The organism is Micromonospora sp. NPDC050187 (genome assembly GCF_044459745.1).
In the GTDB taxonomy this organism is placed as follows: domain Bacteria; phylum Actinomycetota; class Actinomycetes; order Mycobacteriales; family Micromonosporaceae; genus Micromonospora.
Genome location: NZ_JBITJH010000005.1, coordinates 310,061 through 331,389 on the forward strand (window position 1 = coordinate 310,061; position 21,329 = coordinate 331,389).

Sequence of the window (21,329 nt, forward strand, 5' to 3'; positions counted from 1 at the left end):
GATCCCCGGAGACCGGGGCGGGGCGTGTGCCGTACACTTGACGATCGTTGCCGCCTTAGCTCAGTCGGCTAGAGCGACGCACTCGTAATGCGTAGGTCGACGGTTCGATTCCGTCAGGCGGCTCCATAGGAAAGGCCCAGGTCAACGGCTTGATCGCCGATCATGACCTGGGCCTTTTCCATGCCTCCGTAGCACCGGCAGTCGGGCGAGTGTCTGCTCACTAGGTGGCGGTTCTATCTAGATAGCTGTGCTACCTTGTCCCCTGTGGATCACGACCGGCGGGGGCAGTGGCTGCGCGGCGTCCTCGATGTCTGTGTGTTGGCGCTGCTGGGCCGGCGGGAGTCCTACGGCTACGAGCTGGCGCAGGCGCTCGACCAGGCCGGGCTGGGGCAGATCCAGGGCGGCACGCTCTATCCGGTGCTGCTGCGGTTGCAGCGCTCCGGGCTGATCACCGCCGAATGGCGCGAGGGCGAAACCGGCCCGGCGCGGAAGTACTACCGCCTCACGCCGCCCGGCGAGCAGACCGTGCGCCGGCTGGCCGCCGACTGGACCGCGTTCGCCGGCCGGGTGGACGCCATATTCCGGGAGGAACTGCCGTGAACAACGACAGTTGGTTGCACGCGCTCGGCCAGGAGTTGGCCAGACACCAGATCGGCCCGGACGTGACCGGCCACGTCATCGCCGAAGCCGCCACGCATCTGCGCGACAGCGGCCAGCCGGCGCTGCGGGCCTTCGGCACGCCGCAGGGGTACGCCGCTGCCGTCGCGGACAGCCTCGCCGCCCGGCGACCACCGCGCCGCCCGCCCGGCCGTGTCCGGCTCGACGTGCGTGGAGTGACCAAGAGGTACGGCCGTCGCACCGTCCTGCACGATGTCGACCTGACCGTACGCGCCGGCGAGGTGGTGGCAGTCGTCGGTGCGAACGGGTGCGGCAAGAGCACGTTCCTGCGGGTCTGCGCCGGCCTGCTCTCGGTGGACGCGGGCGAGGTGGTGGTCGACGGCGTGCTGGGTTACTGCCCGCAGGACGCCGGGACGTACGACTTCCTCCGGCCCGACGAGCACTTCGTCCTGATCGGTGCCGGCCGGGGCCTGGACCGGGCCCGGTCTCGGCGGCTGGGGCGGGCCGGGGCCGCCGCGTTGCAGTGGGACGCGGCGGAAGGGACGCAGGCCCGGCACCTGTCCGGCGGTACCCGGCAGAAGCTCAACCTGGTGATGGCGTCGATGGGCGACCCCGACGTGCTGCTGCTCGACGAGCCCTACCAGGGCTTCGACCGGGGCACGTACCTCGACTTCTGGCAGCACGTGTGGCGATGGCGCGAGGAGGGCCGGGCGATCGTCGTGGTCACCCACCTGCTCAGCCAACTGGACCAGGTCGACCAGGTGCTGGACCTGACCGTGCGGGAGGCGGCAGCATGAAGATCATTACCGTCGCCGAGATGGCGCTCCGCGAGATGCTGCGACGCCGTGGCGTACTCGTGTTGCTGCTCGCCCTGCCACTGGCGTTCTACCTGGTCCGACGCGGTGACCACGTCGGACAGTCGATCCGGTTCCTGCTCCTCGGGATCGCCTGGGCGGTGAGCACCGCGGCGCTGTTCGCCAGCGGCACCAGCCGACCGATCGAGCCCCGGCTGCGCCTGTCCGGCTACCGGAGCCATCACCTCTACCTCGGCCGGCTGGTGGCGATGTGGGCGCTCGGAGCGTCGATCGCCGTGCCGTTCTTCGCGCTGGTCGCGGTCGACCACGGCGACCAGGTGCGACTCGGCGCCATCGCGCTGGCGATGTTGCTCGCGGTCGCCGTGGCCGCGCCGTTCGGGCTGCTGATCGGCGCTGCCGTGCCGCGCGACCTGGAGGGGACGCTGCTCCTACTCGTCGTGGTCGGCGTGCAGATGATGATCGACCCAGCCGACGCGGTCACCCGGCTCATGCCCTTCTGGTCCAGCCGGGAGATCGGCACGTACGCCGTCGACCACACCGGGCCGGAGTACCTGGCCCGGGGCCTGGCGCACGGCGTGCTGTTCGGCGTCCTCGCCACCGCCCTGGTGGCTGTGCTGGCGACGATCCGCCTCCGCCGTCGCCCGCACGTCCGCTTCGTCACCCGCTAGGTACGAGTAGACCGATCAGTGCGGATCGCCCCCGTCAACCTGCGTCCGGTCCCCGCTCCGGACCATGGTCTGCTGGTGGAGCCGACGGCCGCCGTCGCGGACACCGGGCACCAACGGCGTCGGTCCGTGCGGCACGAAACCCATCCGGGTGAAGAACCGCACCGCCCGGGTGTTTTCCACCAGGGTCTGTAGGTGACATCCGGGCGAACCGGCCTGCTCGAGCTGGTCGAACCAGAGGCCCATCAACTGCGCGGCGGCGCCGGTGCCCCGCGCCTCGGGCGCCACGTTGATGTGCAGGTGCGACGGCCACCGCTGGTCCGCGAAATCCCCTGCGGTGGGTTGCCGCCGGAGGGCGGTCAGTGTCCCGTCCAGCAGGGCCCGGGCGAGGAACGGCGCGGTCGCGGGCCGCAGGGCCAGCCGGTACCGGCGGAACGCCGCCGCGATGCGTTCCTCCTCGCTGGGGAAGGTCGAACTGTCCAGGCATCCCGTCAGGTAGCCGACCAGCGTCCCCTGGTCGGTGGCGACGAACAGTGAGCCCGGTGCGAGATCCAGATACGGGTCCAGGTAGATGGCCGCCTCGGATTCGGGGTGCCCCCACAGCGACGCACCCGGGGCACCGGCACCGGCCCGCGCGAACAGATCACGCAGGGCGGCGCGGTCCGCCTCCACGTACGGACGGGTCTCAATCATGGCCACACCGTAGCGCTGGGAATCCACCGTGCCCGCCGCTCGGCCGCTACCGGCCCTTGCGACGCGGGGTCCCGGTCACCCATCCCCCCGTCGCCGTGACCCGCCCGACGACTGCCGCGATGCCCACGGAACCCGCGCACTGGGCGGCGGCCCTCACACCAGTTCGGCGATGACCGCACGGACCATTCGGCGGCCGTGTTCGGCCATCCGCGGGAAGGTGTGCCGGTAGTAGTCGATGCCGGTCAGCGACGGTGCGAGGGCCCAGCCGCAGGCACGGCGCCAGGTAGCGTCGTCGTACCCGATCGCCTCCCGGTAGGCCTCCCGGGCCGCGCCGGTGAAGGTCCACAGCGCCGGAGCCACGTCCGGTGCCGGATCGCCGACACCGAGTGCGCCGAAGTCGATGACCGCGACCAGTCGGTCGCAGTCGGTGATGAGGTTGCCCGGCTGCAGGTCACCGTGGATCCATACCGGGTCCCGATCCCAGTCGGGAGCGGTCAGGCAGACGCCCCAGGCCGCCTCGGCCGCCGTCACATCGAAACCGTCCTCATGCTCGGCGAGCCGGGGCAGCACCCGGCGGACGGCTTCGTCGACGTGGCGCAGCGCCGCCCCCCGGGATCCTGGTGGCTTGGCCGGACCTCCGGCCGGATCCACCCTGTGCAGGGCGCGTGCGAAGGCTGCCAGGTCGCGGGCCAGGCGTACGTCGTCGCAGCCCAGCCTGGGAGGCGTGCTCCCCGCGACCCACGGCACCATGGTCCACCGCCACGGGTACCCCGCGCCCGGCTCGCCCAGGTGGAGCGGAACCGGGATCCGGGCCGGCAGGTGGGACGCCAGTGAGGGCAGCCATCGCGCGTCGGATTCGGCCTGGTCGACCGCCCCGGCAATCTTGGGCATACGGGCGGCGAGTTCGTCGCCGATCCGAAAGAGTACGTGGTCGGTGCCCTCCACCTCGTCGGGCAGGGGCACCACGGGAAGGCCAGCCCACTGCGGGCACTGGGCTGTCACCAGGCGGCGCACCTGCTCGACGCTGGCGCGGATCTCGTTGTCATGCATGGGCACGGGTGGCACCGTAGGTCGGCTGGGCGGTGCGCCGCGAACCGATTAGGTCCCGCAGCTCGGCCATCAGGCGGGGTTTCCCGATTCCGGGGGTCAATCCAGCCAGTACCAGCCCTCACCGAGCGACCAGCGCACCCGGCAGGGGTCCGCGTAACAGTCGAAGCTCGTGTCGCCCGGCGTCTCGGCGAAGTACGCGTAGCCGGCCGCGCCGTCCGGCGTGCCGACCCACACCGGCAGGAGGATCCCCGTCTGCCCGCCGCCCTCGGGGCCGATCCGCACCGCCCGCCCCTTGGACGACAGGTGCCGGAGATCCTTCGGCAGGACCTGGCCGTACCGGTCGCCGTGCCTGGCCGTGACCTGGTCGGCGAGCGCGGCTGCGGCGTGGAAGTCGGCCCGGTGGAGGCGGTGGAACCCGTGGACGTAGGTGGACGTCCAGTCGACGGCCACGATCGCCACCGGGGCCAGCACCCCGGGGACCAGCACCAGCGACAACGCCTGAACCGACCGGCCCCGACGCCACACGGCCACCAGGGCGACCCCGGTGACGGTCGTCGCTACCAGCCAGCCCAGCCCGGTGAGGAGCAGACCGAACAGCCACAGGTTGGCCAGCTTCAGGCCGAACAGGTGCATCGTGGCGACGAGTCCCCATGCCGCCACGATGCCCACCACCCAGCCGACGATGGCGCGGCCACCTGGGCGTACGGCTGATGTGGTACCACCTGCGACGACGGACATCGGCTCATTATGGGGCCGGACCGCAAACCGGCCCAGGCCCCCGACCGGCGGTGGGTTCCTTCCTGACTGGCGGGCGCGCGACGATCGTCTGTCCAATCCGCAGTCGGTTCCGGCCAATATCGAAAAATAGACATACGCTCACTCGGTCTGCGACGATTTCGAGGCCAACGAGGGTTGGTTCCCCAGTGATCGAAAGGAAAGCCGTGTTGCGTCGATTCATCGCTGTGCTCGCCATGGTGGTCCCGCTGGCCATTGGCGCGGCTGCAATTCCCGCGTACGCGAATTCGGCACCACAGAAGAGCGCCTTGATCGCAGAAACCGCGCCGGTGGTCCTCAGCCTCGACGGGACCTGGTCCTGTTCGGTGCCGAGCGGCTACACCTGGGACTGGGTGCAGCCCAGCAATTCCTGCGGGTCGCTCCGGTACCAATATCGACTGCGGACCCCAAGGAACGGCCTGTGGGTCTGTTCGATTCCGATGGGATGGACGTACGACTCGATCCAACCCACGAATCTGTGCGGCTCCAGTCCCTACTATTACCGCCTGTTGGGCTGACCGCGCGACGCGCGACATCCCGGATGTAAGCGAAGGCCGGCCAGGCCTGGTCGCCGGAAGTGCGGATCAGCGAACATCAGGCGACCAGGCCGACGATCGACCCCTGATTCCTGCGGCTGTCGGCCACCCGCATCCAGCAGGCTGCCAGCAGGCACCCGGTATGTTCTCGCCGTCGCGCCGCGTCGGCGACGGCAGGCAGGCGGGAGGCGATTGGTGGGTGTCCTGTACGACTACTCGAGGTTGTCGTGGACCTGATGGCAGCCGTGGGCTGGCCGACCGGTGGTCACGCGTCGAGGAACTCTCCGACTTCGGCGACCCGCAGCCGGCGGCCATGCTGGTGCCGGTCTCCCGCAACTACGCCCGGCGGCACGGGATCACCCAGGATGCGACCTGGTTCCTGCTGAAACTTCAGGAGGAGGTGGGCGAGCTGACCCAGGCCTTCCTGATGTGTACGGGTCAGGCGGGACAAGGGGCTCACCGAGCAGGAGACCGACGAGAGGTTCCGGGCGGAACTGGCCGACGTGCTGTGCCAGGTGCTGGTCATGGCCCGGCACCACGGCGTCGACCTGAGCGCCGAGGTCGAACGGAAGTGGCTGAGGTGGAAGCCGGCTCCCCACCCGGAGCCTCCCCGGTGAATCCGGTGCGACGACGGCGGCGGTAGAAGGCGACGGCAGCGGTAAACCCGGTGCGCCTGCGGCAACCCTGCGACCACAATGCCTCGTGCTCATCGACCACTGGCCCCTGCTGGGACTGCGGCTACGGACCGCCCGGCTGGAACTTCGACTGCCCACCGAGGACGAGCTGGCCGAGCTGGCGGAGGTCGCCGCGCGGGGCGTGCACGAGCCGGGTGAGCGGCGCTTCCTGGTGCCCTGGGCGGAGGGCGCACCTGCCGAGCGGGCCCGCTCCGTGGTCCAGACCCACTGGCGTCGACGGGGCGAGTGGACCCCGCAGTCGTGGTCGCTCGACCTGGTCGTCTTCGTCGAGGGGCGGCCGGTGGGCGTCCAGGACGTCTGGGGCCGGGAGTTCGCGGTACGCCGCGAGGTGGCGACCGGCTCGTGGCTCGGCCTGGCGTACCACGGTCGGGGGATCGGCACCGAGATGCGCGCCGCCACGCTGCACCTGGCCTTCGCCGGCCTCGGGGCCGCGCACGCGACCAGCGCCTCGTTCGCCGACAACGCCGCGCCGCTCGCCGTCTCCCGCAAGCTGGGCTACCAGCCGGACGGCATCAGTCGGGACGTCTGCGGCGGCGAGGTCCTCGTCTCCCAGCGGCTGCGACTGACGCGGGAGAACTGGGAACGGACGGACCGTCCGGCGGTCACCGTCGACGGCCTGGAGCCCTGCCTGGAACTCTTCGGCGCGGCTTGACCCACCCGTCCGGCGGGTCAGGCGGAGCGGGCAGTGACCACGAGTTCGCCGTCACCTGCCCCGACGGGCTCGCGCCGCCATCCGCCGTGCACATGTTCGACGACGAACCCGCGCGCGTGCAGCGAAGCACGGAGCTGGGCCTCGCTGCGGAACCGCAGGGTCGCCGAGCTTTCCAGCTCCAGGCGGGCGTCCGCAGGCGAAGATCGACTCCGTTTGCGGCATGTCGGGGTCTCCGGCCAATCGGACACCCCGGTATGCCGCAAGTCGAGTGGATCATCGGCCGGTGGCGCGAAGACGTAGTGGTGGGTGAGGGTGACCAGGTCGGCCCGGACGCTGGTGACTTCGGTCCACGCCTCGACCGTTCGGCCGTCGGGCAGGTGGGGGCGACGTCGCGAGTCGACCGGGTTCCACCGTTCCCAGCGTCGGTCGGCGGGGTCGCGCGAGTCGAAGACCAGCCGCCCACCCGGTACGAGTGCCCGGTGGAGGTGGGCGAGGACGCCGTCCCACTCCTCGTCGGTAGTGAAGAACTGCGCGACGTGGCTGGTCATCACCGCCACGTCGAAGGATCGCTCGGGGAGGACCGTGGCGGTGCCCTCGATCCAGGTCACCCGGCCCGCGCCCGGCTTGGCGCGGGCGGCGTCGAGGGAGGCGCGGGCTGGATCGACGCCGGTGACCCGGTGCCCGGCGGCGGCCAGGGCGAGGGTGAGTCGCCCGGTGCCGCAGCCCAGGTCGAGCACGCGGGCCTGCGGGGTCTCGCCGACCAGCGCGAGGAAGAAGTCGTCGTCAGGTCCCCACGGGCACTCGGCGTCGTAGACCGACACGAGTCGAGGATCCTCGAACTCTCCGTGTCGCATGACGAGATCCGATCGGCTCAGACGACCGTGGTGGGGAATGGCCCCGTGGGGGCCGGAAGCCACCAGGCTTCCGCCAACACCCGGCTACTTCTCCGCGACGAAGACACCCCGCCCCGGCCGTCCGACCAGAACGCCCCGCTCACGCAGGGTCGCTATGGCGCGCTGGATGGTCGAGTGTGAGACGTCGTACTCGGCGGCGAGGGTCCGGCCGGATGGCAATTGGGAGCCGGGCGGGTACGAACCATTCTCGATCTTGTGTAACAAGCTGCCGAGCAGCTCATCCATGGTGGGTGGGATAGGCACGTCTGGTCCCTTGCGGTCGGTTGGCCCTCCCAGTATCGATCGATGTTCCGAAGCAGGCAATGCATGTAATGAAACAGGTGACGGTGCTGCTGGTGCTGCAATAGCTACACAAGAGGCACTTGACGTAGGTGTGCCGGTGTCGATAGCGTCACGGACAGCGATGCGGTGCTTGCGGTTGGTTGGCGCCTCGTGGGTGCGGCATCGGTGCTCCACCACGTACCTGCCCCGGTCGGGGTGGTCGGCCCCCTCCCCGGGTCGGCCGCCCGCCTTCCCCCGGCTGACCGGGGCGGCTCCGCCGTCGCTGCTGCTCGACGCCGCGCACGGCAGGGCGGGGGTGTCCCGGCCGGACCCGAACCAGCAGGGGCACCCCCGAACATCAGGAAACACCACTTCGGCGAACATCACCTGACTTCCGGAAGGCGGTCACCCGTGCGCGTACTCCTCCGACGAGCCCGGCTACGGGGCCGGCACCACCACCTGCGACCTGCGTCCACCAGCGACACCACCGCCCTGCGTGGGCACCCGCCGCTGACCCCGGAACGCATTCGGGGCCGTCATTTCACCATCCGCCGCCGGGGGCTGGACCCGGCCGAGATCGCCGTCTTCCTCGACCGGGTCGCCGACGAGCTGTCCGTCGCCCGGACCGCCCTGACCGCCGTACGGGAGGAGAACCAGCGCATCAAGGACGCGCTGCGGAGCTGGCAGTCCGCCCAGGCCCCGACCGCCCGTGAGATGGCCCGATGGTGACCGACGGCCGGAACGAGGGACGCTGGGTCATCCACCTGCCGATCGTGGTGCCCGACCTGATCCGGGCGCGGATCTTCGCCCGGACCGCCGCCCGGGCGCTCGCCCAGATCACCGGCCGCGTGGACGCCGGTGAGGTGACCGTCTCCGAGGAGGACGCCCAGGGCGTACGGCACCGGGTGTTCTGCGACCGGCTGCTGCCCGGCGGCGGCCGGTGTGCCCTGCCCACCGACCACCGGGTGCCCTGCGCGGCCCGGCGGCGGCGACCCAACCCGGACCGGTTCCGCTAGCGGATCAGTACATCGTCCTGACGTAGTCGGGGCCGTAGTGGCGTTCCAGGTCGGCCAGCGCCATCTCGGGGGCCTCGACCGCCTTGACGATCCGGGGCCGGGTCGGCAGCACGCCCGGCTGCCAGCTCTCCGGCTGCCACAGCTCGGACCGGAGGAAAGCCTTCGCGCAGTGGTAGAACACCTGCTCGATCTCGACCACGATGGCGAGCTGCGGACGGTGTCCCTTCACCACCATCCGGTCGAAGAAGGGCGCGTCCCGGACCAGGGTCGCCCGGCCGTTGATCCGGAGCGTGTCCGGCCGGCCGGGGACCAGGAAGACCAGCCCGACATGCGGGTTCTCCAGGATGTTGTGGAAGCCGTCGGCCCGCCGGTTGCCGGGACGCTCCGGGATGGCGATGGTCTGGTCGTCCAGCACCAGCGTGAAGCCGGGCGGATCGCCCTTGGGTGAGACGTCGCAGGAGCCGTCCGCGCCGGAGGTGGCGATCAGGCAGAACGGCGAGGCGGCCAGCCACTGCCGGTCCAGCTCGTGCAGGACCCGGCGTTCCTTGGCGACTGCGCGGGCATTGGGCTCGCCGAGCAGTTCGCGTAACTCCTCGGCTGAGGTGATCTCCGTCGTCACGTTGTCCTCCCCCGTGCGTTGACCTCGGTGACAAGGAGCCACGCCGAGGGCCGCCGACCAGCGTACGCCGGGCGGACCACGGCGGGGTTTGTCCACCAGAGGTGGGGGTACCGCCCCACGCAGCGGATCCCACGGGCGTCCGCGACACGGAAGACCCTGGGAGGCCGGAGATGGAGAGCCGACTCAAGGTGCTCGGGCACCCCGTACACCCGATGCTGGTGATGTTCCCGTTCGCCCTGCTGGTGACCGGGGTCTTCTTCGATGTCGTCGACACGCTCGGCGGGTCCGCCGTGTTCGGGGAGATTGCCTACTGGAACATCACCGTCGGGCTGGTCATGGGCCTGCTCGCCGCGATCGCGGGCAGCTTCGACCTGCTCGCCATCCCGGCCGGCACCAGGGCCAAACGGATCGCGCTCACCCACGCCGCCGCCAACCTGGCGGTGATCCTGCTCTTCGCCGCCGTCTGGGTGGTGCGCTTCAACGCCGACTCGCGGGCGGCCGGCGGCGCGCTCATCGCCATCGAGGTGGTCGCCCTGGCCATCCTCGGCGTCAGCGGGTGGCTCGGGGGTGAACTGGTCGACCGGCTCGGCGTCGGGGTCGACCGGGAGGCAGACCTGAACGCCCCCAGCTCACTGCGGCCCCCAGCAGCCACCACACGGATCGGGGACATGCGGTGAGCGAGCAGCAGGGCGGCGGTTCCGGCCGGGGCTGGCGCGGCCGGTCGTCGAGCTGGGACCCGATGGGTGAGTTGCAGTCGCTCCGCGCCGAGCTGGCCCGCCTGGTCGGGGGCCGCGCCGGGCCGCCGGAGGTGGAGTTGACCGAGACCGCCGAGGGGTGGGAGGTCGTCGTCCGGCTGCCCGGCGTGGCACCCGAGGAGGTCGCCGTCGAGATCGACGACCGGGAACTCTGCGTACGGGCGCGGTCGGAGGCCGAGGTCAACGCCGACCACGGCATCTCCGGCGGGCTGGAGACCCGGGGCTTCGAGTACCGCGTGGACCTGCCCTCCCGGGTGGACCCGGACGCGATCGACGCCGTCATGGACCACGGGCTCCTCCGGATCCGGCTGCCCCGGGCGACCCGCCCCGCGCCGCGCACCATCACCGTCGGCCAACCGACCTCGCTGTCCAGGCCCACTCCGACGGCGCGTTCCGCCAACGGCCACCCCGGGCGGGGTACGCCCCCCGTCGACCCGGCCGCCGACCGGGAGCTGCACCACCCGGACGTCAGCCCCGGACTGCCCGGACCCGGCACCGACCGGCCCGACCCGTCCGAGGGTTCGGGCGAGATCGACCGGCCGTAGCGGATGGTCGACCCGTCCCTGCTCGGGCCGGTCGCCGGGCGCGTGCCGGACGTCGCCCGGATCGCCGTGCTGCGCGCCAACGCGCTCGGTGACTTCATCTTCGTCCTGCCGGCGCTGGACGCGCTGCGGGCCGCGTACCCGGAGGCGGAGCTGGTGCTGCTCGGTGCGCCGTGGCACGCGAAGCTGTTCCGGGACCGGCCCGGCCCGGTGGACCGGGTGCTGGTGGTCCCGCCGGCCCCGGGGATCCGGGGCCGCGACCCGGGCGAACCGGAGTCGTCCATGGACGACTTCCTGGCCGCCGCCCGTGCCGAGCGCTTCGACCTGGCGTTGCAGGTGCACGGCGGCGGCGCGAACTCGAACCCGCTCGTCAGCGGCCTCGGTGCGCGGGTCACCGCCGGGCTGCGCGCCGAGGACGCCCCGCCGCTGGACCGCTGGCTCCGGTACGTCTACTACCAGCACGAGGTGATCCGCTATCTGGAGGTGGCCGCGCTGGTCGGGGCCCCGGCCACCACCGTCCTACCGAGCCTCGCGGTGACCGACGCCGACCGGGGTGAGGCGCGGGCGGTGCTCGGCGAGCCGACCCGGCCCCGGGTGGCGCTGCACCCGGGCGCGACCGACACCCGTCGCCGCTGGCCGGCCGAGCGGTTCGCCGAGGTGGCCCGGGAACTGACCACCGACGGGTACGAGGTGCTGGTCACCGGCACCCCCGCCGAACAGGAGGTGGTCGACCGGGTGGTCGCGGCGGCCGGGGTGCCGGTCCGTCCCCAGGTCGGCACGCTCAGCCTCGGCGCGTTGGCCGCCTGCTACGCGGACTGTGCCCTGGTGGTGTCGAACGACACCGGTCCGCTGCACCTGGCGGCGGCGGTCGGCACGCCGACGGTCGGCGTCTACTGGGTCGGCAACCTGATCAACACGGGGCACCCGCTGCGCCACCGGCATCGACCGATCATGTCCTGGACGGTGCACTGCCCGGTCTGCGGCGTCGACTGCACCCCCGGGGTGTATCCGGCGCGGCCGGGCGACGGCGAGTGCCCGCACCGCGACTCGTTCGTCATCGACGTGCCCACGGTGGAGGTCGTCGAGGCCGCCCGCGAACTCCTCGCCGTCGCCGGGTAACCGGGTTCGGGTGGGTTGGGTTGGGTGGTAGCAGGGGTCCCCTGTTACCGCTTTTTGCCGAGGAAGGGTCCCCTGCAAACACCTCAGCAAACACCTCAGCGGGTGGGTTGCGCGGTGCCGGGGGCGACGTCGGTGAGGACGACCTCCCACGCCTCCACGTCCCGCTCGGTCACCGTGGTCGGCGACTCGAGGTGGTACGCCCCGCTGGGCAGGATGCCGGCGCCGCCGTACCGGGCCAGCACGGCGAGCTGCGCGGCCACGTCCTCGCCCTGGTGCCCCTCGGGCAGGCGACGCCAGAAATCGAAGCCGCCCGCCTCGACCAGCCGGGCCCGGTCGTAGAGCACGCAGCCGCCGATCCAGGAGATCTTGTACGCCCGCCAGGCGCCCGGAGGCAGGTCCAGGCGTTCGGTCACGTGCAGCAGGTTCGCCGCCGAGTGGATGGTCGCGCGCTGCCACTCGCGGGTGCCGGGGCGTACCGTCTCCGGTACGGGTGGACCGGTCCACTCCTCGTAGTGCCGGTGGGTCTGCGGCCGGACGTCGTCGAGGTAGGAGAGGCCGTGCACGGCGTTGCCGACGAACCCGCAGCCCAGCTCGGTGATGGCGGTGACCAGCCGGTGCAGGGCTCCCGGTTCGAGCCAGACGTCGTCGTCGAGGCAGAGCACGTACCGGGCCGCCGACCGGTCCAGCAGGTACGCCCGGTGCTCGGCCAGGCCCCGCCGGGGCAACCGACGGGTGAGCAGCACCGGATGCCCTCGGTGGCGTAATGCCCGCGTCATCGTGGCGACCGCCGGATGGCGGAAGGCCGGGATGCCGTCGGACTGGTCGCTGACCACGATCCCGAACCCGGGTACGCCCTCCTGGGCGGCGAGCCCGGAGAGCGTGACCGCGAGTTCGGCCGTCCGGTTCCGGGTGGGAATCAGCACATCCAGGGTGCGTTCGTGGCGGAAGCCGTCCGGCGAGCCCAGGTCGAGCGGCCGGTCCATCATGTCCGGCCGGTGGGCGGCGTCGGGTGGAGCTACGGCGTCCGGCCGGTTCACGGCGTCCGGCCGGTGAGAAAGGGGCCCCGGTTCCCCTTGCCGTGGCCGTTGCCGTTGGGGTGGCTGTTGCCGTTCGGCTGGGCTTCGCCGTGGAGGTGGGCGTTCCTCGGGCGGTCGATGCCGGCCGGATTCGGCTTACCGGTGCCGGTGCCGGTGCCGGTGCCGGGGGCGGTGCGGTGGCCGGTGGCGGTGGCGGTGGCGGGCGGTGCCTCGGCGAGCTGCTGCGCCCGGATCCGTTCGATGATCGCCGAGGTGGAGCGGTCCGGGACGTAGCCGAGGGTGCGGACCTGCCCGCCGAGCCGACGGACCAGGGGAGCCTCGGGCACCATGTCGGGCGGGTAGTCGCCGCCCTTGACGTACACGTCGGGTCGGATCGCCTCGATCAGCGTCGCCGGGGAGTCCTCCCCGAAGACCACCACGTGGTCGACGCAGGCCAGCGCGGCGAGCAGGGCGACCCGGTCCTCGACCGGGTTCACCGGCCGGTCCGGGCCCTTGAGCCGGCGGACGCTGTCGTCCGAGTTCACCGCCACGACGAGCAGGTCGCCCAGTTCGGCCGCCTGTTCCAGGTATCGCACGTGCCCCCGGTGGAGCACGTCGAAGCAGCCGTTGGTGAAGACCACCGACCGGTCGGCGACCCGGTGCGCGGCCACGATCGAGGCCAGGTCCTCCGGGCCGACCAGCACCGGTCGCTCGCCGCCGTCGACCGTGACGCCGAGCGCGGACAACAGGTCCTGTCGGCGGCAGACACAGGTGCCGGTGTCCGAGACGGTGATGGTCGCGGCGAGCTGGGCCAGGTGGGCGGCGGTGGACAGCGGGGCCTCGGCGGCGAGAGCCAGCGTCATGGCGGCCAGGTAAGCGTCTCCGGCTCCCACGGCGTGGCTGGCCGGAACCGGGGTGGCATGGCTCCGCCTGGTCGAGCCCTCGGCACCGCCGACCACGGCGCCCTCGGTGTCCAGGGTGACGGCCACCACGTCCGCCCCGGTGTGCGCGCGTAGTTCGGCCAGGCGGGACTCGGCGAGGCGGGCCCGGTCCGTGCCGGTGCCGTCGGCGGAGACGGTCACCCCGGTGCCGGTGACGCTGAACCCGTCCCCGCTCAACGCCACCCGCTCCTCTCCGGGGATCGGTTCGCCGGTCGGCCCGGTGGGTGGCACGTCGGCCGACGTGGGCGTCGGTGGCCCAACGGCCGGCACGGTGCGTGACAGGCCGGTGGCCGGGGTGGCGACCGGGTCGGTGGCCGGGTCGCCGGGGTGGGCCGGCCGGCTCGGGGCGCTGCCGTCGTGGATGGCGGCGGTGGCCGTCCGGGTGGCCCGTCCCTCGCCCGGCGCGGTGCCGACGACGAGTTCGGAGGGGCCGTCCGGCGGGTCGGGGTGATCGAGGTGCAGGATGTCGACGCCGGTGGTCCGGGCGGTGACCCCGGTGGCGGTGGCGCGGGCGAGCAGTCGGGTCGCCTCGGCGAAGCTCGGCGTCACCACGGTCGGGGCGAGCCCGCGCCAGTCGGCGAGGTCGTGCGCGTCCAGGGCGACGGTGGCGAAGCGGTGCCGGTTGGCGACCAGCCAGGCCCGGATCTGCGCGGACATCGCACCGAGTCCGTAGTCGCAGACCACCAGGGTCGGCGCGGCTCCGGCCGAGGCGGCGCGCAGTTCCTCGACCGCGCACCCCACGGCGGTGAGCAGCCGGGCCACCCCGTCGTCGGTGAGTACGTCGTCCGGGTCACCGGAGTCCTCCCGCAGCAGGATCTGGTTGCCGGCCAGCATCCGACGCTTGACCGGGGTGGGCCGGCCGGGCTGGTTGACCGTCCGGTCCCAGACGCCCGCGCGGTCCAGGCAGTCGTGCAGCTCGTCCCCGGCGACGTCCGCGCCGACCGGGGCGACCAGCGCGGCGAGGCCGCCCAGGGCGGCCAGGTTCACGGCGGTGTTCGCCGCCCCGCCGGCCGCTGAGATCCGTCGCCGCAGGGTGAGCACCGGGGCGGGTGCCTCCCGGCAGAGCCGGTCGGAGTCGGCGAACCGCCACTCGTCGAGCATCGCGTCGCCGATGACCAGGACGGGCCGTCCCCGCCAGCTCTCCACGACGGTGGCGAGCCGGCGCTGTTCCGCTGCTGCTCCTGCCATGCCGTGCCGGATCCCCCTGCCTCGGCGGGTCAAACCCGCCGCCGGGCGGCGTGACCCGGGCGACGCGTTTTGTCCCTCCCGCCCCGGGAACACCATCAGTGACACGGAGAACAGGACGAGACGGAGGAGGGCCGACTGATGGCAGGCCGAGTACTGGAAGGCAGGCGGATCGCGTTCCTCGCCGCCGACGGGGTGGAGGAGGTCGAGTACGTCCAGCCCCGCGAGGCGGTGGAGAAGGCCGGTGCCCGGACCGAGCTGGTCTCCCTGAAGGGCGGGTCGATTCGGTCGTTCAACCACCTCGACCCGTCGACCAGCTACGACGTGGACGTTGCGGTGGCCGAGGCGGACGCCGGGGCGTACGACGCGCTGGTGCTGCCGGGTGGTGTGGCGAACCCGGACTTCCTGCGGGCCGACCCGGAGGTGGTGCGGTTCGTGCGGAGCTTCCACGAGCAGGGCAAGCCGATCGGGGTGATCTGCCACGGCCCGTGGACGCTCGTCGAGGCGGACCTGGTCCGGGGACGGCGGATCACCTCCTGGCCGACGCTCCGCACCGACCTGGTCAACGCCGGCGCGGAGTGGGTCGACGAGGAGTGCGTGGTCGACGGCGGCATCGTCAGCAGCCGGAAGCCGGACGACCTGCCGGCCTTCTGCGCCACGATCGTCGAGGAGTTCGCCCGCCGTTGAGGCCCCCGGAGCCACCGGGGAAGCAGACGTCGCGTGGGCGTCGACGAGGGATGTGCGGCCCGGGTGAGGCCCGCTCCGACCGGACCCGGCGGGGCGGTCCGGGCCGTGTGGTCAGGCCGGGGCGCGGTCGGCGGCGGTGGCCGCCCAGGCCGCGTCCTCGGCCTGTTTGCGGGCCAGCCCGTCGCGGCCGTCGTAGCGGAGGAAAGCGGGCAGCGCGGCGGCGAGCGCGACGGTGCCGACCACGCAGAGGATGCCACCGGAGACGATCGAGCCGTTCACGCCGACCCACCGGGCGGCCAGGCCGGAGCGGAGCTGGCCGAGGAGCGGGCCGGTCGAGTAGGAGAGCATCTCGATGCCGGCGAGCCGACCGCGCAGGTGATCGGGGATGGTCTGGTTCCAAATGATCATGCGGAACAGGCCGGAGACCATGTCCGCCGCGCCGGCCAGGGCGAGGAAGAACAGGGCCAACCAGAGCGAGCTGACCAGCCCGAAGCCGATGATGGCCAGCCCCCAGGCCCCGGCGGCGAGGACCACCATCAACCCGTGCCGGTGCACCCGTGCGGTCCAGCCGGAGCCGACCGTGGCGATCATCGAGCCGACGGCCGGGGCGGCGTAGAGCAGCCCGAGCACCGACGGTCCGCCCATTTTCTCGGCCATGAACGGGTAGAGCGCCTGCGGCATGCCGAAGAACATCGCGTTGATGTCGACCAGGTAGGTGCCGAGCAGTTCGGGACGGCTGCGGGCGTACCGCAGGCCGGTGACCACCGAGCGCAGCGACGGTCGGTCGGCGGCCGGCGGCGGCGGCACCGCCCGGACCATGGCCAGGCAGACCAGCGAGACTGCGAAGGTGAGCAGGTCGAAGGCGTACACCCAGGCCAGGTCGACGGTGGCGATCAGGATGCCGGCCAGGCCGGGGCCGCCGAGCTGGGCGAGCTGCATCCGCAGCGAGTTCAGCGCGCTGGCCGCCGGGATCTGGTCCGGGGCGACGATGCGCGGGGTGAGCCCCTCCATGGCCGGTCGTTGCAGCCCGTCCAGCGACGCGGTCAACGCGGCCACCAGGTAGAGCAACCAGAGATGCGGCTCGTCGTCGAGCGAGTTCACCAGCAGCACCCCGCAGAGCAGGGTGAACCCGATCTCGCCGCCGAGCACCAGCAGGCGGCGGTCCAGGTAGTCGGCGAGCGCGCCGCCGACGAAGGCCATCACCAGCAGGGGTACGAGCTCACAGACGCCGATCAGTCCGACCAGGAGCGGGTCCTCGGTGATCTGGTACACCTGGTACGGCAGCGTGACGTAGGTGATGAAGGATCCGAAGCTGGAGATGCCGGCCGCAGTGAAGACCAGCCGGTAGTCCCGCGAGGTCCGCAGCGGCGTCACGTCCAGCGCCGTACGGCGGAGCAGGCTGATCAGCACGTGCGGGATGTTCGTCGTTCCGGTGCGCCCTGTCCAGCATTTTGCCCCGAGGTGAGGGCTACCTAACTTGGGCTATCCGACTACTTGAGGATGAGCCGGTCGGTCTGCTCGAAGACGGCGAGGTCGGCGAGGGTCTCGGCGACCGAGGGGGAGAGCGGGGCGGGGAATCCGCCCGGGTGGAAGAAACCGGCGTCGGTCGTCTCGTCGGTGATCCGCAGCAGTTCGCCGTCCCACTCGTCGACCCGGAACGCTGCGGTGAAGACCTGGTACGTGTGGCCGTACATGTTGGTGTGGGTGCGGTCCGGGCCGGTGTAGAGGGCGAACGCACTGACCCGCAGCGCCCGGAGCCCGGTCTCCTCGCGGACCTCGCGCACGGCGCAGTCGGCGATCGACTCGCCCAGCTCCATCGCGCCGGCCGGCATCGACCAGTGACCGTTGTCCGAGCGCTGGATCAGCAGCACCCGCCCGTGCTGGTCGCGCAGCACGGCCCGCGCGCCCACGAACATGAGGGTGCGGTCACCGGCCAGTGCCCGCAGTTGCCCGACGTACGACTCGGCCCAGGAGACACTCACCGGACCAATCTACGGGGTGGTCGACGTGTCGTACGCCACACTACTTTGTTACCTATGCGTAGCACGATGATGGACGCCCCCCTCCAGATCGCCCGGATCCTCGACCACGGCGCCACCGTGCACGGCACGGCCGAGGTGGTCACCTGGACCGGCGCGGAACCCCGCCGGATGTCGTACGCCGAGGTGGCCCGGACGGCGGCCCGGCTCGCCCACGCGCTGCGCGACGAGTGCGGAGTGACCGGGGACGAGCGGGTCGCCACCTTCATGTGGAACAACAACGAGCACCTGGTGGCGTACTTCGCGGTGCCCAGCATGGGTGCGGTGCTGCACACCCTGAACATCCGGCTCTTCCCGGAGCAGCTCACCTACATCGCCGACCACGCCGAGGACCGGGTGGTGCTGGTCGACGGCACGTTGATCCCGCTGCTGGCCCGGGTGATCGGTCAGATGACCACCGTGCGGCACGTGGTGGTGGTCGGCGGCGGGGACCCGGCGCCCCTGTCGGCGGCGGCCGGCGACCGGATCGTCGTACACCACTGGGACGCGCTGCTGGCCGACCGCCCGACGGTCTACGACTGGCCGGAGTGCGACGAGCGCGACGCGGCGGCGCTCTGCTACACCTCCGGGACCACCGGCCACCCGAAGGGGGTGGCCTACTCGCACCGCTCGATCTACCTGCACTCGCTCCAGATCTGCATGCCGGAGGGGTTCGGGCTGGACGCGACCAGTCGGGAGCTGGTCATCGTGCCGATGTTCCACGCGATGGGCTGGGGGCTGCCGTACGCGGCGTTCATGTCCGGTGCGTCGCTGGTCATGCCGGACCGGTTCCTCCAGGCGGCGCCGATCGCCGAGATGATCGCCACGGAACGGCCGACGATGGCCGCCGCGGTGCCGACCATCTGGACGGACCTCCTGGCCCACCTGGACACCCACGACGTCGACGTCTCCGCGCTGCGTGAGGTGGTGGTCGGCGGGTCGGCCTGCCCGCCGGCCCTGATGCACGCCTTCGGCGAGCGGCACGGCGTCGAGGTGATCCACGCCTGGGGGATGACCGAGACCTCACCGCTCGGTTCGGTGGCCCGTCCGCCGGCCGGGGCGACCGGGGAGGAGGCCTGGCGTTACCGCTACACGCAGGGGCGGGTGCCCGCCGGGGTGGCCGCCCGGATCGTCGGGCCGGACGGCGAGGTGTTCCCCGCCGACGGCACCTCGGTCGGCGAGCTGGAGGTCCGGGGTCCCTGGGTGACCGCCCGCTACCTCGGTGACGAGACTCCGGACGGGGAGAAGTTCCACGACGGATGGTTGCGCACCGGCGACGTCGGTACGCTCTCCCCGGACGGCTTCGTCACGCTCACCGACCGCTCGAAGGACGTGATCAAGTCCGGCGGCGAGTGGATCTCGTCGGTGGAGTTGGAGAACGCTCTGATGGCGCACCCGGCGGTGCTGGAGGCGTGCGTGGTCGGGGTGCCGGACGAGCGCTGGCACGAGCGACCGCTCGCCACGGTGGTGCTCCGGGAGGGGGCATCGGCGACGGCGGAGGAGCTGCGCGAGTTCCTCGCCGGTTCGGTGGCGCGGTGGCAGTTGCCGGAACGGTGGGCGTTCATCGACGCGGTCCCGAAGACCAGCGTCGGCAAGTTCGACAAGAAGGCGGTTCGTGCCCGGTACGCCGACGACGCGCTCGCGGTGCACGTGTTGACGGCGATGTAACGGTTCCGGGTGCCATGACGCCTGAGGAGGTAGGGGCGATACTCCTACTCCCCCTCCCCAGGAGCGGCCCCGGCGTTCGCACCGCGCCGGGGCCGCCCGCTCGTGCGGGTCATGCCGCACCTGCATTGTTGCGAAAATCTTTCACATTCACCCGGTGGTCGGCAGCTCTGTCCCCCGGTCGGCGGAAGCTCCGGCGATCACCGGTCAGGCCGCGCTGGTGCTGATCAGCACCTTCCCGACCACCGAGTCCTCCACGATGCGGTGCGCTGCCGCCGTGGCGACGAGCGGGTAGTGGTGCAATGGCAGCCCCGCCCCCTCACCCACCCGGACGTGCCCCTGGGCGACCGCCGCCGTCACGTCCGCGATGGCCTGCTCCTTGGCCGGCCACGGGGTGGTGTAGACGAGGACGAACTGCCAGCGGGCGTTCGGCAGCATCAGCGTCCGGATCGGCAGGGTCACCTCGTCGCCGCCGTCGTCGGCGTAGACGCTGACCACCGCACCGGTCCGCAGGATCTGCACGTCGGCGGTGGCGTTCCGGGCCGCGGAGACCTCCACGACCGCGTCCACCCCGTCGGGCGAGATCCGGCGGACCTCCTCGACCACGTCCTGCTCCCGGTAGTTGACCACGTGGTCAGCCCCCGCCGCCGCCGCGAGCAGCGCCTTCTCCGGGCTGCTGACCGTGGCGACCACCGTGGCGTCCGCCCAGCGGGCGAGCTGTATGGCCGCGTTTCCCACCGCCCCGGCCCCGCCCTGCACCAGCACCACCCGGCCGGTGAGCGAGCCGGCGTGCAGGCGTCGCGGCATGGTCTCCCCGGCGGTCAGGCAACGGTGCGCGGTGAGGAACGGGATACCGAGGCAGGCCCCCACATCGAAGGAGGCGTCACCGAGCGGCACCGCCTGCCGGGCCGGCACCACCGTGTACTCGGCGGCGGTGCCCCACCGGCGCTGCCAGGACGCCTCCCACACCCAGACCCGCTCGCCGATCAGCCGCCGGTCCAGCCCGGTACCGACCGCCTCGATCACCCCCGCGCCGTCCTGCCCCGGGGTCTGCCCGCCCTCGGGCACCGGCCAGTTGCGGCGGCCCTTCCAGTCGGTCGGGTTCACCCCGGCGACCGCGAGCCGCACCAGCACCTCCCCGGGACCGGGTTCCGGCACCGGCCGGTCGACCACCTGGAGTACCGAGGGGTCACCGTTGCGCTCGTACACGATCGCCTTCATCCCGTCCTCTCCTCCCGGTCGCGCTGCCGTACCCGGCAGTGCCCCGATCATGCCGGGTACGGCCGCAGTAGGGGAGGCCCGCCGGGAACAGCCATGCCGGGGGAGAATCAGCCGGAAACGACCAAGCCGGGGGTTGACCCGCCGGGTACGGCCGTGCCGGGGGAGGATCAGCCGGCGACGACCTCCGGGGTGAGCGCGCCGATCGACGGGAGCACCACGGCGGCCAGCCGTTCGGCGTCCGGGTCCAGCGGGTACGCCCCGTGCGGCACCGCCACCACCCGCATCCCCGCCGCCGCGGCGGACCGCACCCCGTTGGAGGAGTCCTCCACCGCGACACAGCGCGCCGGTTCCACGCCGAGGCGCGCGGCCACCGCCAGGTAGACGTCCGGGGCGGGTTTGCCGTGCGCGGTCTCCTCGGTGGAGAGGGTCGCGCCGAAGGTGTCGGTCAGGCCGGTCGCGGCCAACGCCGCCGCGATCAGCCGGGTCGGCGAGGAACTGGCCAGCCCCAGCGGCCAGCAGGCGGCAAGCCGACGCACCACGTCGTCGGCCCCGTCGATCAGCGGGACGCGCTCGGCGTACCGCCGGGCCATCTCCCCGACCACCTCGGCGGCCACCTGTTCGGCGGTCCGGTCGACCCCGAGGTCATCGCTGAGGTGGCGGGCCCACTCCCCGGTGCTCATCCCCATCAGCCGGCGCTGGGTGTCCGGCTGCCAGGTGCCGCCGTGCGCCGCCACGTACGCGCGGCGGACCTCCTCCCACACCGGCTCGGAGTCCACGATCACGCCGTCGAGGTCGAAGACCACCGCATCCGTCACGGCTCCCATCCTGCCGTGTCCGGGGCCGGTCAGCCCGGCAGGGCCGGCCGGGTCAGT

At 72.2% G+C, this 21,329-nt stretch carries 23 protein-coding genes, 1 tRNA gene and 1 pseudogene; 12 read left to right on the plus strand and 13 right to left on the minus strand.

Going from position 1 to position 21,329, the window contains the following annotated elements:
• The first annotated feature begins 49 nt into the window (after window positions 1–49).
• The 4 genes from ACIBJE_RS11145 to ACIBJE_RS11160 all read left to right on the plus strand — a co-directional run bounded on the left by ACIBJE_RS11145 (window position 50) and on the right by ACIBJE_RS11160 (window position 2,101).
• Window positions 50–126, plus strand: a tRNA-Thr gene (locus tag ACIBJE_RS11145).
• Between the two features lie 138 nt (window positions 127–264).
• Window positions 265–600 (plus strand): PadR family transcriptional regulator, encoded by a 336-nt coding sequence (locus ACIBJE_RS11150; protein ID WP_396746374.1) that lies wholly within the window; start codon window positions 265–267, stop codon window positions 598–600.
• A complete protein-coding gene (locus ACIBJE_RS11155; RefSeq protein ID WP_396746377.1) occupies window positions 597–1,415 on the plus strand; it encodes an ABC transporter ATP-binding protein in 819 nt (272 codons plus the stop codon). The genes ACIBJE_RS11150 and ACIBJE_RS11155 overlap by 4 nt, the downstream gene beginning before the upstream one ends.
• The gene (locus ACIBJE_RS11160; protein WP_396746380.1) at window positions 1,412–2,101 is read left to right on the plus strand and encodes a hypothetical protein; all 690 of its coding nucleotides are present in this window, start codon (window positions 1,412–1,414) and stop codon (window positions 2,099–2,101) included. The genes ACIBJE_RS11155 and ACIBJE_RS11160 overlap by 4 nt, the downstream gene beginning before the upstream one ends.
• Window positions 2,102–2,116: 15 nt before the next feature.
• Here ACIBJE_RS11160 and ACIBJE_RS11165 read toward each other — a convergent pair whose 3' ends face one another.
• The 4 genes from ACIBJE_RS11165 to ACIBJE_RS11180 all read right to left on the minus strand — a co-directional run bounded on the left by ACIBJE_RS11165 (window position 2,117) and on the right by ACIBJE_RS11180 (window position 5,677).
• Window positions 2,117–2,791 carry a GNAT family N-acetyltransferase gene (locus ACIBJE_RS11165; protein WP_396746383.1) on the minus strand — a complete coding sequence of 225 codons (675 nt, stop codon included), beginning with the start codon at window positions 2,789–2,791 and terminating at the stop codon, window positions 2,117–2,119.
• Window positions 2,792–2,944: 153 nt separating this feature from the next.
• The gene (locus tag ACIBJE_RS11170; protein WP_396746713.1) at window positions 2,945–3,841 is read right to left on the minus strand and encodes an aminoglycoside phosphotransferase family protein; all 897 of its coding nucleotides are present in this window, start codon (window positions 3,839–3,841) and stop codon (window positions 2,945–2,947) included.
• A 96-nt stretch (window positions 3,842–3,937) separates the two neighbouring features.
• Window positions 3,938–4,579 (minus strand): hypothetical protein, encoded by a 642-nt coding sequence (locus ACIBJE_RS11175; protein WP_396746386.1) that lies wholly within the window; start codon window positions 4,577–4,579, stop codon window positions 3,938–3,940.
• A gap of 837 nt (window positions 4,580–5,416) precedes the next feature.
• Entirely contained in the window at window positions 5,417–5,677 is a 261-nt protein-coding gene (locus tag ACIBJE_RS11180; RefSeq protein ID WP_396746389.1) for a hypothetical protein, read from the minus strand.
• Between the two features lie 176 nt (window positions 5,678–5,853).
• Between ACIBJE_RS11180 and ACIBJE_RS11185 the strand changes: the two genes are divergently transcribed.
• Window positions 5,854–6,498, plus strand: coding sequence for a GNAT family N-acetyltransferase (locus ACIBJE_RS11185; RefSeq protein WP_396746392.1), 645 nt, complete (start codon window positions 5,854–5,856; stop codon window positions 6,496–6,498).
• Between the two features lie 17 nt (window positions 6,499–6,515).
• Here ACIBJE_RS11185 and ACIBJE_RS11190 read toward each other — a convergent pair whose 3' ends face one another.
• Together ACIBJE_RS11190 and ACIBJE_RS11195 are read right to left on the minus strand one after the other, a co-directional pair.
• On the minus strand, window positions 6,516–7,352 hold the full coding sequence (locus ACIBJE_RS11190; protein ID WP_396746395.1) for a class I SAM-dependent methyltransferase: 837 nt from the start codon (window positions 7,350–7,352) through the stop codon (window positions 6,516–6,518).
• An 84-nt stretch (window positions 7,353–7,436) separates the two neighbouring features.
• Window positions 7,437–7,637 carry a GntR family transcriptional regulator gene (locus tag ACIBJE_RS11195; protein WP_377653408.1) on the minus strand — a complete coding sequence of 67 codons (201 nt, stop codon included), beginning with the start codon at window positions 7,635–7,637 and terminating at the stop codon, window positions 7,437–7,439.
• Between the two features lie 447 nt (window positions 7,638–8,084).
• Here ACIBJE_RS11195 and ACIBJE_RS11200 point away from each other — a divergent pair, with 447 nt between their 5' ends.
• Both ACIBJE_RS11200 and ACIBJE_RS11205 read left to right on the plus strand, forming a co-directional pair.
• Window positions 8,085–8,402: a DivIVA domain-containing protein gene (locus tag ACIBJE_RS11200; protein WP_396746398.1), complete on the plus strand. Its 318-nt coding sequence runs from the start codon at window positions 8,085–8,087 to the stop codon at window positions 8,400–8,402.
• Window positions 8,396–8,689, plus strand: a complete 294-nt coding sequence (locus tag ACIBJE_RS11205) for a hypothetical protein (RefSeq protein ID WP_396746401.1) — start codon at window positions 8,396–8,398, stop codon at window positions 8,687–8,689. Before ACIBJE_RS11200 ends, ACIBJE_RS11205 begins: the two co-directional genes overlap by 7 nt.
• Window positions 8,690–8,693: 4 nt before the next feature.
• On the opposite strand, the gene ACIBJE_RS11210 is transcribed toward ACIBJE_RS11205, so the two are convergent.
• Window positions 8,694–9,308: a pyridoxamine 5'-phosphate oxidase family protein gene (locus ACIBJE_RS11210; RefSeq protein WP_396746404.1), complete on the minus strand. Its 615-nt coding sequence runs from the start codon at window positions 9,306–9,308 to the stop codon at window positions 8,694–8,696.
• Between the two features lie 170 nt (window positions 9,309–9,478).
• Between ACIBJE_RS11210 and ACIBJE_RS11215 the strand changes: the two genes are divergently transcribed.
• From ACIBJE_RS11215 to ACIBJE_RS11225, 3 genes are all read left to right on the plus strand, one after another.
• On the plus strand, window positions 9,479–9,985 hold the full coding sequence (locus tag ACIBJE_RS11215; RefSeq protein ID WP_396746407.1) for a DUF2231 domain-containing protein: 507 nt from the start codon (window positions 9,479–9,481) through the stop codon (window positions 9,983–9,985).
• A 62-nt stretch (window positions 9,986–10,047) separates the two neighbouring features.
• Window positions 10,048–10,608, plus strand: coding sequence for an Hsp20/alpha crystallin family protein (locus ACIBJE_RS11220; RefSeq protein WP_396746717.1), 561 nt, complete (start codon window positions 10,048–10,050; stop codon window positions 10,606–10,608).
• A gap of 3 nt (window positions 10,609–10,611) precedes the next feature.
• Window positions 10,612–11,724: a glycosyltransferase family 9 protein gene (locus ACIBJE_RS11225; RefSeq protein ID WP_396746410.1), complete on the plus strand. Its 1,113-nt coding sequence runs from the start codon at window positions 10,612–10,614 to the stop codon at window positions 11,722–11,724.
• Between the two features lie 95 nt (window positions 11,725–11,819).
• Here the strand turns inward: ACIBJE_RS11225 and ACIBJE_RS11230 are convergent, their stop codons facing one another.
• Window positions 11,820–12,707 carry a glycosyltransferase family 2 protein gene (locus tag ACIBJE_RS11230; protein ID WP_396746720.1) on the minus strand — a complete coding sequence of 296 codons (888 nt, stop codon included), beginning with the start codon at window positions 12,705–12,707 and terminating at the stop codon, window positions 11,820–11,822.
• A gap of 251 nt (window positions 12,708–12,958) precedes the next feature.
• A pseudogene (gene rfaE2 / locus ACIBJE_RS11235) lies at window positions 12,959–14,869 on the minus strand (D-glycero-beta-D-manno-heptose 1-phosphate adenylyltransferase); the annotation flags it as partial.
• A gap of 138 nt (window positions 14,870–15,007) precedes the next feature.
• Here rfaE2 and ACIBJE_RS11240 point away from each other — a divergent pair.
• Window positions 15,008–15,553: a type 1 glutamine amidotransferase domain-containing protein gene (locus tag ACIBJE_RS11240; RefSeq protein ID WP_396746413.1), complete on the plus strand. Its 546-nt coding sequence runs from the start codon at window positions 15,008–15,010 to the stop codon at window positions 15,551–15,553.
• A 111-nt stretch (window positions 15,554–15,664) separates the two neighbouring features.
• On the opposite strand, the gene ACIBJE_RS11245 is transcribed toward ACIBJE_RS11240, so the two are convergent.
• Both ACIBJE_RS11245 and ACIBJE_RS11250 read right to left on the minus strand, forming a co-directional pair.
• Window positions 15,665–16,963, minus strand: coding sequence for an MFS transporter (locus ACIBJE_RS11245; RefSeq protein ID WP_396746416.1), 1,299 nt, complete (start codon window positions 16,961–16,963; stop codon window positions 15,665–15,667).
• 80 nt (window positions 16,964–17,043) lie between these two features.
• On the minus strand, window positions 17,044–17,535 hold the full coding sequence (locus ACIBJE_RS11250; RefSeq protein WP_396746419.1) for an NUDIX domain-containing protein: 492 nt from the start codon (window positions 17,533–17,535) through the stop codon (window positions 17,044–17,046).
• 54 nt (window positions 17,536–17,589) lie between these two features.
• Between ACIBJE_RS11250 and ACIBJE_RS11255 the strand changes: the two genes are divergently transcribed.
• Window positions 17,590–19,239, plus strand: a complete 1,650-nt coding sequence (locus ACIBJE_RS11255; RefSeq protein ID WP_396746422.1) for a fatty acid--CoA ligase — start codon at window positions 17,590–17,592, stop codon at window positions 19,237–19,239.
• A 204-nt stretch (window positions 19,240–19,443) separates the two neighbouring features.
• Here ACIBJE_RS11255 and ACIBJE_RS11260 read toward each other — a convergent pair whose 3' ends face one another.
• Together ACIBJE_RS11260 and ACIBJE_RS11265 are read right to left on the minus strand one after the other, a co-directional pair.
• Window positions 19,444–20,457 carry an NADPH:quinone reductase gene (locus ACIBJE_RS11260; RefSeq protein WP_396746425.1) on the minus strand — a complete coding sequence of 338 codons (1,014 nt, stop codon included), beginning with the start codon at window positions 20,455–20,457 and terminating at the stop codon, window positions 19,444–19,446.
• Window positions 20,458–20,624: 167 nt separating this feature from the next.
• Complete coding sequence (locus ACIBJE_RS11265; RefSeq protein WP_396746428.1) at window positions 20,625–21,272, minus strand: HAD family hydrolase; 648 nt, start codon at window positions 21,270–21,272, stop codon at window positions 20,625–20,627.
• Between the last annotated feature and the right edge of the window lie 57 nt (window positions 21,273–21,329).

Excerpts from the sequence above, each read along its gene's own strand:
- ACIBJE_RS11160 (WP_396746380.1), top strand. The coding sequence starts at position 1,412 with ATGAAGATCATTACCGTCGCCGAGATGGCGCTCCGCGAGATGCTGCGA.
- ACIBJE_RS11165 (WP_396746383.1), bottom strand. The coding sequence starts at position 2,791 with ATGATTGAGACCCGTCCGTACGTGGAGGCGGACCGCGCCGCCCTGCGT.
- ACIBJE_RS11170 (WP_396746713.1), bottom strand. The coding sequence starts at position 3,841 with ATGCATGACAACGAGATCCGCGCCAGCGTCGAGCAGGTGCGCCGCCTG.
- ACIBJE_RS11175 (WP_396746386.1), bottom strand. The coding sequence starts at position 4,579 with ATGTCCGTCGTCGCAGGTGGTACCACATCAGCCGTACGCCCAGGTGGC.
- ACIBJE_RS11180 (WP_396746389.1), bottom strand. The coding sequence starts at position 5,677 with ATGACCAGCACCTGGCACAGCACGTCGGCCAGTTCCGCCCGGAACCTC.
- ACIBJE_RS11190 (WP_396746395.1), bottom strand. The coding sequence starts at position 7,352 with ATGCGACACGGAGAGTTCGAGGATCCTCGACTCGTGTCGGTCTACGAC.
- ACIBJE_RS11195 (WP_377653408.1), bottom strand. The coding sequence starts at position 7,637 with ATGGATGAGCTGCTCGGCAGCTTGTTACACAAGATCGAGAATGGTTCG.
- ACIBJE_RS11205 (WP_396746401.1), top strand. The coding sequence starts at position 8,396 with ATGGTGACCGACGGCCGGAACGAGGGACGCTGGGTCATCCACCTGCCG.
- ACIBJE_RS11215 (WP_396746407.1), top strand. The coding sequence starts at position 9,479 with ATGGAGAGCCGACTCAAGGTGCTCGGGCACCCCGTACACCCGATGCTG.
- ACIBJE_RS11220 (WP_396746717.1), top strand. The coding sequence starts at position 10,048 with ATGGGTGAGTTGCAGTCGCTCCGCGCCGAGCTGGCCCGCCTGGTCGGG.
- ACIBJE_RS11225 (WP_396746410.1), top strand. The coding sequence starts at position 10,612 with ATGGTCGACCCGTCCCTGCTCGGGCCGGTCGCCGGGCGCGTGCCGGAC.
- ACIBJE_RS11230 (WP_396746720.1), bottom strand. The coding sequence starts at position 12,707 with ATGGACCGGCCGCTCGACCTGGGCTCGCCGGACGGCTTCCGCCACGAA.
- ACIBJE_RS11240 (WP_396746413.1), top strand. The coding sequence starts at position 15,008 with ATGGCAGGCCGAGTACTGGAAGGCAGGCGGATCGCGTTCCTCGCCGCC.
- ACIBJE_RS11255 (WP_396746422.1), top strand. The coding sequence starts at position 17,590 with ATGCGTAGCACGATGATGGACGCCCCCCTCCAGATCGCCCGGATCCTC.
- ACIBJE_RS11260 (WP_396746425.1), bottom strand. The coding sequence starts at position 20,457 with ATGAAGGCGATCGTGTACGAGCGCAACGGTGACCCCTCGGTACTCCAG.